General features: G+C 37.5%; 12 protein-coding genes, 6 tRNA genes and 1 pseudogene. All 19 read left to right on the top strand.

All coding sequences use genetic code 11. The features are described 5' to 3' along the window. Window positions 1-73: 73 nt before the first annotated feature. Window positions 74-484, top strand: a pseudogene (locus acear_RS02645) (D-glutamate cyclase family protein); the annotation flags it as partial. Window positions 485-561: 77 nt separating this feature from the next. Then, window positions 562-1278 carry a 5-oxoprolinase subunit PxpB gene (gene pxpB, locus acear_RS02650; protein ID WP_013277483.1) on the top strand — a complete coding sequence of 239 codons (717 nt, stop codon included), beginning with the start codon at window positions 562-564 and terminating at the stop codon, window positions 1276-1278. After that, entirely contained in the window at window positions 1266-2453 is a 1188-nt protein-coding gene (locus tag acear_RS02655) for a 5-oxoprolinase subunit C family protein (RefSeq protein WP_013277484.1), read from the top strand. Before pxpB ends, acear_RS02655 begins: the two co-directional genes overlap by 13 nt. Window positions 2454-2784: 331 nt before the next feature. After that, window positions 2785-3684 carry a hypothetical protein gene (locus acear_RS02660; protein ID WP_013277485.1) on the top strand — a complete coding sequence of 300 codons (900 nt, stop codon included), beginning with the start codon at window positions 2785-2787 and terminating at the stop codon, window positions 3682-3684. Between the two features lie 24 nt (window positions 3685-3708). Further along, complete coding sequence (locus tag acear_RS02665) at window positions 3709-4608, top strand: alanine-tRNA synthetase second additional domain-containing protein (protein WP_013277486.1); 900 nt, start codon at window positions 3709-3711, stop codon at window positions 4606-4608. Between the two features lie 78 nt (window positions 4609-4686). After that, window positions 4687-5442: a ribonuclease PH gene (gene rph / locus acear_RS02670; protein WP_013277487.1), complete on the top strand. Its 756-nt coding sequence runs from the start codon at window positions 4687-4689 to the stop codon at window positions 5440-5442. Continuing rightward, a complete protein-coding gene (locus acear_RS02675; protein ID WP_013277488.1) occupies window positions 5435-6037 on the top strand; it encodes an XTP/dITP diphosphatase in 603 nt (200 codons plus the stop codon). The genes rph and acear_RS02675 overlap by 8 nt, the downstream gene beginning before the upstream one ends. After that, window positions 6037-6504, top strand: coding sequence for a metallophosphoesterase family protein (locus tag acear_RS02680; protein ID WP_013277489.1), 468 nt, complete (start codon window positions 6037-6039; stop codon window positions 6502-6504). Before acear_RS02675 ends, acear_RS02680 begins: the two co-directional genes overlap by 1 nt. Window positions 6505-6654: 150 nt before the next feature. Next, window positions 6655-6731: transfer RNA gene (locus acear_RS02685), tRNA-Gly, on the top strand. A gap of 7 nt (window positions 6732-6738) precedes the next feature. Beyond that, a tRNA-Arg gene (locus tag acear_RS02690) sits at window positions 6739-6815 on the top strand. Window positions 6816-6824: 9 nt separating this feature from the next. Continuing rightward, window positions 6825-6901, top strand: a tRNA-His gene (locus acear_RS02695). 10 nt (window positions 6902-6911) lie between these two features. Continuing rightward, window positions 6912-6988: transfer RNA gene (locus acear_RS02700), tRNA-Arg, on the top strand. Window positions 6989-6996: 8 nt separating this feature from the next. Beyond that, window positions 6997-7072: transfer RNA gene (locus acear_RS02705), tRNA-Lys, on the top strand. Window positions 7073-7097: 25 nt separating this feature from the next. Further along, window positions 7098-7172 (top strand) — tRNA-Gly (locus acear_RS02710). 185 nt (window positions 7173-7357) lie between these two features. Then, entirely contained in the window at window positions 7358-8638 is a 1281-nt protein-coding gene (gene tig, locus acear_RS02715) for a trigger factor (RefSeq protein ID WP_013277490.1), read from the top strand. 65 nt (window positions 8639-8703) lie between these two features. Continuing rightward, window positions 8704-9303 carry an ATP-dependent Clp endopeptidase proteolytic subunit ClpP gene (gene clpP / locus acear_RS02720; protein ID WP_013277491.1) on the top strand — a complete coding sequence of 200 codons (600 nt, stop codon included), beginning with the start codon at window positions 8704-8706 and terminating at the stop codon, window positions 9301-9303. Between the two features lie 20 nt (window positions 9304-9323). Further along, window positions 9324-10574, top strand: a complete 1251-nt coding sequence (clpX, locus tag acear_RS02725; protein ID WP_013277492.1) for an ATP-dependent Clp protease ATP-binding subunit ClpX — start codon at window positions 9324-9326, stop codon at window positions 10572-10574. Window positions 10575-10715: 141 nt separating this feature from the next. Continuing rightward, the gene (gene lonB / locus acear_RS02730) at window positions 10716-12392 is read left to right on the top strand and encodes an ATP-dependent protease LonB (protein ID WP_013277493.1); all 1677 of its coding nucleotides are present in this window, start codon (window positions 10716-10718) and stop codon (window positions 12390-12392) included. 74 nt (window positions 12393-12466) lie between these two features. Next, window positions 12467-14803 (top strand): endopeptidase La, encoded by a 2337-nt coding sequence (lon, locus tag acear_RS02735; protein WP_013277494.1) that lies wholly within the window; start codon window positions 12467-12469, stop codon window positions 14801-14803. The last annotated feature ends 2 nt before the right edge of the window (window positions 14804-14805 follow it).

Here is a 14805-nt window from a genome sequence, read left to right on the forward strand (position 1 = left end):
TGCTTGATATTACGGGTAACTCCCATAAAAGCAGGCGACCATGAAGCTCGGTATTTCAATGCCGAGTAGTTCACAGGAAAATATTCCAATTAGGCATATAGAAGCTGGAAAAAATGTTCCTATGTATATTACGAATAAACAATGCAAAACTGCAGGAAAATTCAAAGGACCAATGGTTGTTTCTATGAGACCTATTCCTAGTGATTTAATTACAGATACGATTCAAATAACTGCTAAATATAAAACGGTTCACGGAACTCCAGTACAGGTAGGTTCTCCTGAAAAGTTAGGAATAGAAAATATTAATACTCCAGATTTTGGAGACTCTGTAAAGATTAAAGCAGATGAAATTCCTGTTTTTTGGGCTTGTGGTGTTACTCCTCAAGCAGTAGCAATGAAAGTTAAACTATCAATTATGATCACTCACTCACCTGGTCATATGTTTATAACTGATCTTGAAAATAAAGAGTTAAAAAATTATTAAGGAGTATTATCACAATTGATGGTCTTAATGATGGGGATTTCTCATAGATGTTGTATTAGAATAAGGGGGGAGTTGTTTTGTGTCTGCAAGCAAAATATAAGCCTGCAGGAGATAAGGCTGTAGTTATTGAGCTTGAAAATGTAGTTTCGAAAGAGATAAATCAACGAATAAGAGCTCTGATGATAGCTATAGAAGAGAAAGAAATTGATGGGGTTTTAGAAGTTGTACCGACATATTCTTCTTTAATGGTTCATTATGAGGTTCAAAAGATAAGTTATGATCAACTTATAAAAAAACTTAAAGTTTTAGAAGAACAGCTTGAAGATTTAGAGTTATCAGAACCTAAAACTATAAAGATACCTACAGTTTATGGTGGTGAGTATGGGCCAGATATTGAAAAGGTGGCAGAATATAATGGATTGACAGTAGATGAAGTAGTTGAGATTCATACTTCAAAGCCTTACCTAATATATATGTTAGGATTTGTTCCTGGTTTCCCTTATTTGGGCGGAATGGATGAACAAATTGCTACGCCAAGGTTGGAAAATCCTAGAACAAAAATTCCTGCTGGCTCTGTAGGTATTGCTGGAAAACAGACGGGAATTTATCCTATAGATACTCCTGGAGGTTGGCAGTTAATTGGTAGAACACATATTAAATTATATGAGCCTTATAGTGATGATCCTTTTTTATTGAAAGCGGGGAATTATGTTAAGTTTGTACAGATAAGTGAGGAAGAATATAAAAGTAAAAATAAGAATGTAGAGAGGGGAAAGCAAAAGTGGGAGAAATAAAAATAATTAAATCGGGGATGCTGACCCTCATTGAAGATGATGGAAGATATGGTTATCAGCAGTATGGAGTTCCCGTCTCTGGAACTATGGATTTTTTTGCTCATAGATTAGCTAATATTTTAGTTGGTAATGATGAACTGGAAAGTGTATTAGAAACTACGATAATAGGACCTGAAATTGAATTTCATGATGATATGGTAATTGCTATAACAGGAGCAGATTCATCTCCGATTTTAAATGGTAAAAGTATTCCTTTATGGCAGAGTATAAGAGTTCACAGGGGAGATCATCTGAGTTTTAATGGAATCAAAGATGGCTGTAGGAGTTATATTGCTTTTTCTGGTGGATTTGATGTTCCCGTTGTAATGGATAGTAAGTCAACTTATATTAAAGCAGGGATTGGTGGGTTTAAAGGAAGAGCATTAAATCAAGGTGATGTACTCAGGATTGGAGAGCCTACAGAAGAGATAACTGAACTAGAAGGACGTAAGATTCCTCAAGAATATATTAATTATCATCTGCAAGATAATATTAATATTCGAGTTGTATTAGGCCCTCAAAAGGAATATTTTACTGCTAAAGGAATTGAAGCATTTTTATCGAATAAATATGAAATAACTAATGAATCTGATCGCATGGGGTATAGATTGAATGGAGAAGAGATTGAACATAAAAAAAGTGCTGATATACTATCTGATGGTATTGCAATGGGAGCAGTACAGGTTCCCAGTAATGGACAGCCGATAATTATGATGGCTGATAGGCAGGTAACAGGTGGATATACTAAAATAGCAAATGTAATTACAGTCGATTTACCTAAGATTGCACAGGCTAAACCTGGACAAGAGATTGAATTTGAAGCGATAACAGTTCAAAAAGCACAGAAATTATTAAGAAGCTTTGAAAATAAAATTAATTTTATAAAAAGGGTATTTAAGTTGAAATTAAAGAATAATAAGAAACTAATTACTTATAGATTAGATGAATTGTCGAAGTTATTCCTGGATAATATTAAAGATGAGGTGAAAGATTGTACAGATAAAAGAGAAGAAATAAATTTAAGTAAAATTAAAGAGTTAGTTAAGCTTTTGAATGAAACTGATGTTTATGAAATCAACTTTAAAAAGAATGATATTAAAATAAACATTAAGAAAAGAAGTGCTAGAAATTTCTAGCACTTCTTTTCTTAATGTTTTATGGCGTAAAATACTTAAAAGTGAAAGGTGATTTGATATAAGTCTACAAAACATGATATAATGACGCAAATATTTATAGTAATAATAAATATGTAGTAGATTTTCAGTTTTGGCTAATTTAATTCGTGAATTACATGATCAGGCTAAGAAAAAAGTGATATTATAATTTCTCAGTTAGCTACACTAAAAAAGAGAGTTAAAATTTTGGATAAGAAGTTAGTTATCATTTTATAGTTGCTTAATAAAGTCAATACATGATTTATTTATATTGCTAATTTTATAGTTAGCTTAAATTAAAGGGGAGAAAAAAATGTTTCATAGTTTTGCACAATCAGTCTACTTTGCTCCACGGGGTAAAAAGAGATTAATGTTGCTGGGAGATAGCTTAAGCCAGAAATATTTAAGTCCTACTGATAAACTGATCGGTTTGATCGGTGAAGGAGGTTCCGGTAAATCACTCTTGATTAAAGGAATGTTTCCTGGATTAAATTTAACCAATGATGATAATGGAGTAGAAGTACGTCCGCTTCCTTTATGGGAAGGGTCTGAGAAGAATAACTTTACTAATCATACTTATCATGTGGATGCTAAGTTTGAAACAGCATTTATGCAGCCCTGGGAGCTAGGTTCTGCGATTCAGAAAGCAATAGATAATGAGCGGCGGGTTGTGATTGAACATTTTGAGTTAATAGCAGAATATTTGAGAATGGATGCTGATTTATTAGTGGGGATCGGCGAAGAAGTTTTAATAACCAGACCGGGAGTCTTTGGACCACAACCGGAGGAAATAGTAGAGATAGTCTTTAAATCAATTAAGCATAGGCGGATGGCCCATACTGTTGAGGATTTGACTTCTAAAGTATTAGAAGAAGAACTGGGAGTAGAGAAGCCTACCTATCACAGTGATGTAAAGAGCGGCTTTGTACTTCAGTTTGATGAGAAGCCAGAGTTTGACTTTGAAGAGTTAGAAACTAGAGTAAAGGAGATTATAGATAAGAATCTACCGGTAAGCTTTCATGATGAAAGCAGTATTAATATTGGAGAGGATACGTATTCATGTACTGGACCAAGAATCCATGTTAATAAGACAGGAGATATTAATTACTTTAGATTAATTAAGGAATTAAAGTATGATGCAAAGATTGGGCGTTATTTATTAGCAGGATTTGTTGGTAGGGAGAGAAGTCAATTTGAATTAAGCCATAAGTAGTTGAAAGAGAAAGGAGTTAGGAGAATGTTTGATTGTCTTGCTCAATCAGTCTATTTTGCTCCGCGGGGTAGAAGGAGATTAATGTTATTGGGGAAAAACCTAGCTCAAAAATATTTAACTGATGATGACAAAATAATAGGTTTGATTGGAGATGAGGGTTCCGGTAAGTCATTATTGATTCGCGGTATGTTTCCCGGATTAAATTTAGTTAATGATGATAAGGGGATCAATATTAAGCCTTCATCCATTATACAGGATGCAAGAGAGAATAATTTTAATAGCCATACGTATCATGTTGATGTCAGATTTGAAACTGCTTTTGTGCAGCCCTGGCAGTTAGGAGAGGTAGTTCAGAAGGCAGTAGATGACGGACAGCGGGTTGTTATTGAGCATTTTGAATTATTAGCTGATCATCTTGAACTAGATGCCGATTTATTGTTAGGTATTGGGGAGGAAGTCCTGACTATGCGTCCAGGAGTTTTTAGCTCTCATCCAGAGGAGATAGCAGAAATAGTCTTTGATTCAATTAAATATAGGCGGATGGCCCATACTGCTGAAGATTTAACTTCTAAAGTGTTAGAAGAGGAGCTGGGAGTAAAGAAGTCTACTTATCATAGTGATGTAAAGAGCGGTTTTGTGCTTCAGTTTGAAGAAAAGCCGGAGTTTGACTTTGATGATTTAGAAACGAAAATAAATGAGGTTATTGCTGATAATAAACTAGTGAAATTTCATGATAGAGAACATATTAAGATAGGAGATGAAACCTATCCTTGCAGCGGGCCCCGTATTCATGTTAAGAAGACAGGCGATATAAAGAACTTTAGATTGATCAAAGAGCTGAAGTATGACTCCAAGCAAGAACGTTATTTATTAACAGGTTTAGTTGGAGATGAACAGAGCCAGTTTGAATTGAGTAATAAATAATCTACCATTAATAAAGGAGAAAGTTAATAATTATTGAAATAATACAAAGGCTAATAAGTGGAAAGGAGTATTAATATAATGCGTGTTGATGGAAGAGATAGAGATGAATTAAGAGAAGTTACTATTACTAGAGATTTTACTAAGTATGCTGAAGGATCAATTCTAATTTCTACTGGAGATACAAAGGTGATCTGTAATGCTTCAGTAGAAGAGAGTGTGCCGTATTTTTTGAGAGACCAAGGACAGGGTTGGATTACTGGTGAATATGCTATGCTGCCGCGGGCTACGGAAAGCAGAAATATTAGAGCAGCAGCTAAGGGGAAGATCAGCGGTCGGACTAAAGAAATTCAGCGGTTGATCGGCCGGGCCATGAGATCAGTTATTGATTTAGATAAATTAGGAGAAAGGACTATCTGGTTGGATTGTGATGTGATTCAGGCAGATGGAGGTACAAGGACAGCTTCGATAACTGGTGCCTTTGTAGCTTTGATCGATGCTTTAGATTACTTGTTAGAAAAAGATAAGATAGATGAGATGCCGGTAAAATCCTTTATTGCTGCTACTAGTGTGGGAATTATTGATGGTGCTCCGGCTTTAGATCTCTGTTATAAGGAGGATTCATCAGCTCAGGTAGATTTAAACCTAGTTATGACAGAAGAGGGAAGAATTATTGAGATCCAGGGTACCGGTGAAGAGAATCCCTTTACGCAGCAGGAACTGGATAAATTAGTTGAGTTAGGGGAAAAAGGAATTAAAGAATTAATTAGATATCAAAAGGAAGCACTAGGAGATAAGGCTGAATTATTAAATCAAAAGGAAGATGATAATGCGTAAGATCTTTTTGGCTACCGGTAATGAAGGTAAAGTGAAAGAAATGAAGGATTTATTGGCAGAATTAGAAGTAGAGCTTGTAACTACTTTTGATCTTTCGGAAGTGCCAGAAGTAGTAGAGGACGGCTCAACTTTAGAAGAGAATGCTATCAAAAAGGCTAAAGAGCTTGCTGATTATACAGGGTTATTAACGATTGCAGACGATACTGGATTATTAGTTGATGCTTTAGCCGGTAGACCGGGAGTCTACTCAGCGCGGTATGCTGGAGAAGATGCTACTTATGATGATAATAATCGTAAGTTATTATCAGAATTAGATGGTATATCGCTAGAAGACCGAACAGCTCGTTTTAAGACGGTGATGGCTCTAGTAAAGTCGGAGGGAGAAGTAAAGACAGTGGAAGGAATCTGTAAAGGGAAGATTGGCTTTAAGCCGGAAGGGAACCACGGTTTTGGCTATGATCCGTTATTTATACCTCAGGGTTATAATGTTACTTTTGCTGAAATGAAGTCAGAAGTTAAGAATAAAATTAGCCATCGGGCTAAGGCTTTAGATAAATTAAAGGAGATTCTACAGTCGGATTGGATGGATCAATAATGAAGATATTATGTACCAGTGATACCCATGGCAATACAGAAAAACTAAAAGAGGTAGTAAAATCAGTAGAAGGAATTGATATTCTATTGCATGCTGGGGATCATATTGGAGATGTTGATGCTATCGATCAGAGTGAGTTTGATGTCTTTAAAGTTAAAGGCAACTGTGACCGGGGAGTTAAAGGTAAGTCAAAAGAGGTAATTACTATGGAAGATAAAAAAATACTGTTAACCCACGGCCATCAATACGAAATTAAGTATGGATTACAGAAACTCTCTTATCAGGCAGCAGAGGTAGAAGCAGATATAGTAGTTTTTGGCCATACTCATAGAAGTCTATCTCTGAATGAGGAAGGGATTTTATACTTTAATCCCGGTAGTATCACTTATCCTCGTGATGATTCTGCTTCATGCGGTATCCTCGAAATTAAAGATGGTAAAGTTGAGGGTGAGCTCAAAAGATTATAAAACTGAATATTCTCGTAACTCGTAGAAAATAAAAGTTTAAATAAGAAATGAGTAGTTAAATGAAGATAAAAGGGTTAGAAGTTGATTTGAGTTCTTTGACGGTTGTGAGATTTTAGGTTATACTATTAATTGTCCTAAGTAATGGGACAGGCGGGAATAGCTCAGTTGGCTAGAGCACCAGCCTTCCAAGCTGGGTGTCGCCGGTTCGAGTCCGGTTTCCCGCTCCATTAGCGAGCGCCTGTAGCTCAGGTGGATAGAGCAATGGACTTCTAATCCATGCGTCGGGGGTTCGAGTCCTCCCAGGCGTACCATTCATTGTGGTGGGTGTAGCTCAGCTGGTTAGAGCGCAGGATTGTGGCTCCTGAGGCCGTGGGTTCGACCCCCATCACTCACCCCATATTATATATGCGCCCGTAGCTCAACTGGATAGAGTCGCAGACTTCGAATCTGAAGGTTGGAGGTTCGAGTCCTCCCGGGCGTGCCATTTATCTTGGGCCATTAGCTCAGCTGGAAGAGCATCGGACTTTTAATCCGAGTGTCGGAGGTTCGATCCCTCCATGGCTCACCATCTTTACAATTAATGCAGATGATGAGCGGGAATAGCTCAGGGGTAGAGCGTCTCGTTGCCAACGAGAAGGTCGCGGGTTCAAATCCCGTTTCCCGCTCCATTAAAGAAAGAATATTTAACCTCGGAACGACAGTCTGTGTCGTGACCCGAGGTATTGTTTTTATGTAATGATAATGAAGGAAATAAACATAAAGTCTAGAAATAATTAAAATGGATATAAAGACAATAGAAGATAAACAAATTAAATCACAATTACATATAATTCTTAATAAGGGGGAAGCATAAATGAAGGTAAGCCAAGAAATGATTGAAGAAAATAAAGTTAAACTAGATGTAGAAGTGGAGGCTGAAGAAACCAACAAAGCTTTAGAGGAAGCCTATAAAGAAGTAGTTAAAGATGTAGAGATTGATGGATTTAGAAAAGGAAAGGTTCCACGGCAGGTTCTGGAAGCAAAATACGGAAAGGAAATTCTACACAAAGATGCGCTGGATATTCTAATTCCTAAAGCCTATCGAGAAGCAGTAGAAGAAGCCGGAATTGAGCCTATTGATCAGCCGGAGATAAATGATTTCTCTATTGAAGAGGATAAACCGACTACTTTTACAGCAGAAGTAGAGATTAAGCCTGAAGTAGAATTGGGTGAATATACAGACTTAGATATTGAACAGGAAGCTGAAGAGATTACAGAAGAGGATGTGCAGGAAGAATTAAATAACAGAAGAGAGCGATTTGCTGAATTAAAAGTAACTGATCGTGATGAGGTTCAGGAAGGTGACTATGTAGTTATTGATTTTGAAGGATATGTTGATGGCGAACCTTTCGAAGGCGGTTCTGCAGAAGAATATACATTGGAGATCGGTTCCGGTGACTTTATTCCTGGATTTGAGGAACAATTGGTTGGAGCTAAAGTAGGAGAAGAGGTTGAGGTTGATGTAACTTTTCCCGAAGAGTATCAACAGGATGATTTAGCCGGCGAAGGTGCTGTCTTTAAAGTAGATGTTAAGGAGATTAAAGAGAAAGAACTACCGGAATTGGATGATGAGCTAGCCCAAGAAGTTGGAGATTTTGAAACATTGGATGAATTAAAAGATGATATTACTAATAAACTAAAAGAAGAAGCAGAACGGAAAGCTAAAAATAAATTCACAAATGAATTAGTAGAAGCTATTTCTGAAAATGCAGAAGTTAATATTCCAGAAACTATGGTTGAAGACGAACTGGATCTGATGGTGGATACTATGAAGCAGAGATTACAACAGCAGGGAATGGACTTTGAACAGTATTTAGAGATGACAGGAAATGATGAGGCAAGCTTCAGAGAAGAAAACAGGGAAGAAGCTAGAAAACGGGTTAAATCAAGCCTTGCTCTGGAAGAAATTGCAGAAGAAGAGGATATTGATGTAACAGAAGAAGAAATTGAGAATAAAATAGAAGAAATAGCAGATCAACAGGAGCAGGATCCAGAGATGGTAAAGGCAATGCTTCAGATGCAGGGACAGTATGAATCATTAATTGAAAGTATTCAGAATGAAAAAGTACTTGACTTTTTAACAGAGAATAATTAAAATTAATTAACTTTTCTTATTAATAAGAATAAGGAAATTCAGAAATCGAGGGGGAGTGAAATCAGATGAGTGGATTAGTGCCTATGGTGGTAGAACAGACAAACCGTGGTGAAAGATCATATGATATTTATTCTCGATTATTAAAAGATAGAATTGTGTTTATTGGTAGTCCAATTAATGATGAGATAGCTAATTTGGTAATTGCTCAGCTATTGTTTTTAGAAGCAGAGGATCCGGATAAAGATATTTACATTTATATCAATAGTCCTGGAGGTTCTGTAACATCAGCTTTAGCCATTTATGATACTATGCAGTATATTAAGCCGGATGTATCTACCATTTCTATGGGATTAGCAGCCAGTGCTGGAGCCTTGTTATTAGCTTCTGGTGCTGAAGGTAAGAGATATGCTTTGCCTTATTCTAGAATAATGATTCATCAGCCAGCAGGTGGTGCTGAAGGTAGAGCAGCAGATATTGAGATTCAAGCCCAAGAAATCTTAGATCTACGTAAAATCTTAAATAATATTCTAGCTGATCATACAGGACAGCCGCTAGAAAAGATTGAAGAAGATGTTGATCGCGATTTCTTCATGTCATCAGAAGATGCTAAAGAATACGGTATTATTGATGAGGTTATCTCCCGCCAAGAGGATTTGGATGGTTAATTAACTAAAGAGGTGATAAAATGTTTAAGTTTGGTGACGAAGAAGAGGGCCAATTAAAATGTTCTTTCTGTGGAAAGGTACAGGAACAGGTTCAGAAGTTGGTAGCAGGTCCTGGTGTATATATTTGTGATGAGTGTATTGAGCTCTGTAATGAGATTATAGAAGAAGAACTGAACGAAGAGATGGATGTAGGTTTTAATAATGTTCCTAATCCGCAGGAGATTAAAGATATTCTTGATCAGTATGTTATCGGTCAGGAACGGGCCAAAAAGACTTTATCCGTAGCCGTTTATAATCATTATAAACGGGTTAATTCCGGAATGCAGGTTGATGATGTAGAATTAGAAAAGAGTAACATCTGTCTGATTGGACCGACAGGCTGCGGAAAGACATTACTTGCCCAGACGCTTGCTAAGATTTTGGATGTCCCGTTTGCAATTGCTGATGCTACTTCTTTAACCGAAGCGGGATATGTAGGAGAAGATGTGGAGAATATTCTCCTTAAGTTAATTCAAGCTGCAGATTATGATGTAGAGAAAGCTGAGCAGGGAATTATCTATATTGATGAGATAGATAAGGTAGCCCGCAAATCGGAAAACCCATCGATTACCCGCGATGTTTCAGGAGAAGGGGTTCAGCAGGCTCTGCTTAAGATTTTAGAAGGGACAGAAGCCAGTGTGCCGCCTCAGGGTGGACGAAAGCATCCCCATCAGGAGTTTATTCAGATCGATACTACTAATATTCTATTCATCTGTGGTGGAGCTTTTAACGGTTTAGATGATATAATCAAGTCCCGTATTGATGAAAAGGTAATGGGTTTTGGAGCTGATATTAAGAGCGAAAAGGATGAAGATATTGGAGAAGTTTTAAAACATGTTAAGTCTCAGGATGTTTTAAAGTACGGTTTAATTCCTGAATTTGTAGGGCGGATTCCAGTTCTAGCAACTTTAGACCAGTTGGGTGAAGATGCTTTAGTTGAAATCTTGACTGAACCACGGAATGCATTAGTTAAGCAGTATACCAAGTTCTTTGAACTAGATGGTGTAGATTTAGAGTTTACAGAGGATGCCCTTCATGCTATTGCTGATAAGGCTCTAGAACATGATACAGGAGCAAGAGGATTGAGATCAATTGTTGAAGAATCAATTTTAGAGATTATGTATGATCTTCCATCACAGAATAATATAGAAAAATGCATTATTACTGAAGATGTGGTCTATGAAGGTGCTACTCCTAAATTAGTCAGAATTAATCAGGAAGAGACTGCTTAATTAAGCAGTCTCTTTTTTTATCAAACAGGAACTTTATAATTTCTTACCTTCTTAAAATATTTATGATAAAAAAGCTTGCTTTGGATATAATAAGTAATGCTGATTAAATACTACCTTTAAGGAGGTAAGATACAGATTACTATGAATATATTTGGTATCGTTCAGTTCTTTTTTGCAGTAGTTATTGGACTTTATTTCTGGAATCTATTACGCAAACAGCAGAAGAATAAACGGGCAGTAGTTAAGGAATCAAAAAAAGAGATGAAGAAGTTAAAGAAAATGAGACAGCGTTCGCTAACTGAACCTCTATCAGAAAAGACCCGCCCGGATGATTTTGAGGAAATTGTGGGTCAGGAAGACGGTCTTAAGGCATTAGAAGCAGCCTTATGCGGTCCTAATCCACAGCATGTAATTGTTTATGGACCGCCTGGTATAGGTAAGACAGCAGCAGCCCGTTTAGTATTAGAAAGAGCAAAGCAGAATGAAGATTCTCCTTTTAATGAAGAATCGAAGTTTGTAGAATTGGATGCTACTACTGCTCGATTTGATGAACGAGGAATAGCAGATCCTTTAATCGGTTCTGTCCATGATCCTATTTATCAGGGAGCAGGTGCTATGGGGTCGGCTGGAATTCCTCAGCCTAAGCCTGGAGCTGTAACTAAGGCCCACGGTGGTCTCTTATTTATTGATGAGATCGGTGAATTACATCCAATTCAGATGAATAAACTGCTTAAGGTATTAGAAGACCGTAAGGTATTTCTGAAGAGTTCCTATTATCATGAAGAAGATGATAATATTCCGCAGTATATTCATGAAATATTCCAGCAGGGGCTGCCGGCAGATTTTCGAATGGTAGGTGCTACTACTCGCAAGCCGGAAGAGATTCCTCCTGCTATTCGTTCCCGTTGTTTAGAAGTTTATTTTAAGCCACTAACGCCTAAAGATATAGATAAGATAGCTCGGAATGCTGCCAATAAAGCAGGATTTGCTATTGAAGATGGAGCTGTAGAAGTAATTAAGGATTATTCCAATAATGGACGGGATACTGTTAATATGGTTCAGACAGCTGGCGGATTAGTTTTATCCGAAGATAGAAAGGTGAAAAAGATTACTACTGCTGATATTGAATGGGTAGTTAATAGCGGAAAGTATGATCCTCGTCCTGATAAAGATGTTAATGATAAACCACAGGTGGGAGTAGTTAATGGTTTAGCAGTAAAAGGGCCCAATTTAGGCATCTTAATTGAACTAGAGGTATCTGCTATAGAGGTAGAATCAGGTACAGGAGATATCAACGTTACTGGGATTATAGAAGAAGAAGAAGTAGGTAATCGCCAGCGGAAAGTGCGTAGGAAGAGTATGGTTAAGGGTTCAATTGAGAATGTGATGACTACACTGCGTAAATTTATCGATGTTAATCCTAAAGATTATGATCTCCATGTTAATTTTCCCGGAGGTATTCCTTTAGATGGTCCTTCAGCTGGAATTACAGTAGCTACAGCTATTTACTCAGCATTAACGAAGAAACCGGTGGATAATTCAGTAGCCATGACTGGCGAGCTTTCTATTCGCGGTTTAGTTAAGCCGATTGGAGGCGTACTCTCTAAGATAGAAGCTGCTAAACGGGCTGGAGCTAAAAAAGTAATTATTCCCGCTGAAAACTGGCAGGAGAATTTTGCTGAGTTTGATGAAATTGAGATTATTAAGGTCAATAATTTAAAAGAAGTTTTAGATAATGCAGTCTTGAATGAGGAAGTAAAGATAGATTCTCAGATAGAAGAAAATGTTAACTTCTTGACTGCTTCTTCAATAAGTTAAGTGATAATGCAGGAATTTTATTAGATTGATAGAATAGTATTTAAGTGTTAAAGTAAATATTGGAGGGATAGGCAATGGTCGAGGAAATTGATACAACTGAGATTAAGGATGAATTACCTTTATTAGTATTAAGAGGTCTAGTGGTCTTTCCTCATATGGTAATTCCCTTATTAGTAGGGCGGGATAAATCAGTAGAGGCTTTAGAAGAAGCTATGGTTGAAGATAGATTGATTCTGTTAGCCGCTCAGAAGGATGAAACGGTAGAAGAGCCTGAAACTGAAGAGATCTATGATATGGGGACTGTAGCTCAGGTAAAACAATTAGTAAAGCTACCTGATGGTACAATTAAGATTTTAGTAGAAGGTTTAAAGAGAGCTAAAATTGATGAGTTTTTACAAGAAGATCCGTACTTTAAGATTAGATTACAGGAGATTGAACCGGAAGAAAAAGAGTCAAAAGAACTAGAGGCTCTAATGCGGAGTTTAGTTAACAGGTTTGAAGAATATGTAAAGTTGAATCAAAAGTTACCGCCAGAGACAATGATGACAGTCGCAAATGTGGAAGATCCTGGACGGTTGGTAGATGTTATGGTTTCCCATATGTCGCTTAAAGTAGACCAGGAGCAGGAGATTCTGCAGGCTGTTTCCTATAAAGAGCGGTTAAAACAGTTATATAAACTGCTTGATGAAGAGATAGAGGTATTAGAAGTAAAGGATAAGATTAACTCAGAGGTTCGCGAACAGGTAGAGAAAAGACAGAAAGAGTATTATCTAAAGGAACAGTTAAAGGCCATCAAAAAAGAGTTAGGCCAGGATGAAGAAATGTCTGATGAGATTGAAGAGTATAGAACCAAGATAGAAGAGGCTGATCTGCCGGAAGAAGTCGAAGAGAAGGCCTTAAAGGAAGTTGATCGATTAACCAGAATGCCGCCGATGGCTAATGAAGGAGTAGTAGTCAGAAATTATCTGGACTGCATTTTGGATCTACCCTGGAATGAAAAGTCTCAAGATCGTTTAGTTCTGGATGATGCAGAAGAGATTTTAGAGCGGGATCATTATGGTCTAGAGGATGTTAAGGATAGAATTCTGGAGTATTTAGCTGTCCGCAAATTAACAGATGAGATGAAGAGCCCGATTCTATGTTTAGTGGGACCGCCGGGAGTAGGTAAGACTTCATTAGGTAAGTCGTTAGCTGAAGCTATTGGACGTGAATTCGTCCGGTTATCCTTAGGTGGACTGAAGGATGAAGCAGAGATTCGCGGTCACCGGAGAACCTATGTAGGTTCCAGACCGGGACGGATTATTAATGCAATTCGAGATGCTGGCACAAATAATCCGCTCTTTTTGTTAGATGAAGTGGATAAGATTCAGAGTGACTTTAGAGGAGATCCGGCTGCGGCTTTATTAGAAGTTTTAGATCCGGAACAGAATGATACCTTTACTGATCATTATCTGGAGCTGCCTTTTGATCTATCCGATGTAATCTTTATTACAACTGCTAATGTTACGCATACAATTCCTGGACCGCTGCAGGATAGAATGGAAGTAATCGAGATTGCTGGTTATACAGAAGAGGATAAGGTTAAGATTGCTCAGGAACATCTGCTTCCTAAACAGATTGAGAATCACGGTTTGAGTGAAGACCAGATTAATGTATCGGAGAATGCTATCCGCAAGCTAATTCGTAATTATACCCGTGAATCTGGGGTTAGAAACTTAGAAAGGAAATTAGCCGGTGTCTGCCGTAAAGTTGCTAAAGAAGTAGTTAAAGGAAAAGAGAGATTAAGCCGCGTTACAGTTCAGAACGTAGATAGCTATTTAGGTATTGAGAAATTTAATTATGGTGAAGTTGATGAAGAATCACAGGTAGGTGTAGCTACTGGTTTGGCCTGGACTAAAAGTGGCGGAGATATCTTAAAGATAGAAGTTTCAGTAGTTCCTGGTAAGGGCAAGCTCCTATTAACCGGTAAATTAGGCGATGTAATGAAAGAATCAGGACAGGCAGCCTTAAGTTATGCTCGCAGTAAGATTGAGGAGTTTGAGCTAGAGGAAGACTTTCATGAAAATTATGATATCCATATTCATGTACCTAAAGGGGCAATTCCTAAAGATGGACCGTCAGCAGGAATCACGATTACAACAGCTATTATTTCAGCTCTGTCTGGTAGAAAGGTTAATTCTAAAGTAGCTATGACTGGTGAGATTACCCTGCGCGGTAGAGTTCTGCCGGTAGGCGGAGTAGAAAGCAAGGTTTTAGCAGCCCATCGAGCAGGAATTGAGACAGTAATTATGTCCGAAGAGAATGAGAAGAATTTAGATGAAGTTCCTGATAATATTAAACGTGATTTAGAATTTAAGTTTGTAGAACATATGGATGAAGTAACGGATACTGCTTTACTAAAGGAGGAGTAGTC

This window comes from Acetohalobium arabaticum DSM 5501 (assembly GCF_000144695.1).
In the GTDB taxonomy this organism is placed as follows: domain Bacteria; phylum Bacillota; class Halanaerobiia; order Halobacteroidales; family Acetohalobiaceae; genus Acetohalobium; species Acetohalobium arabaticum.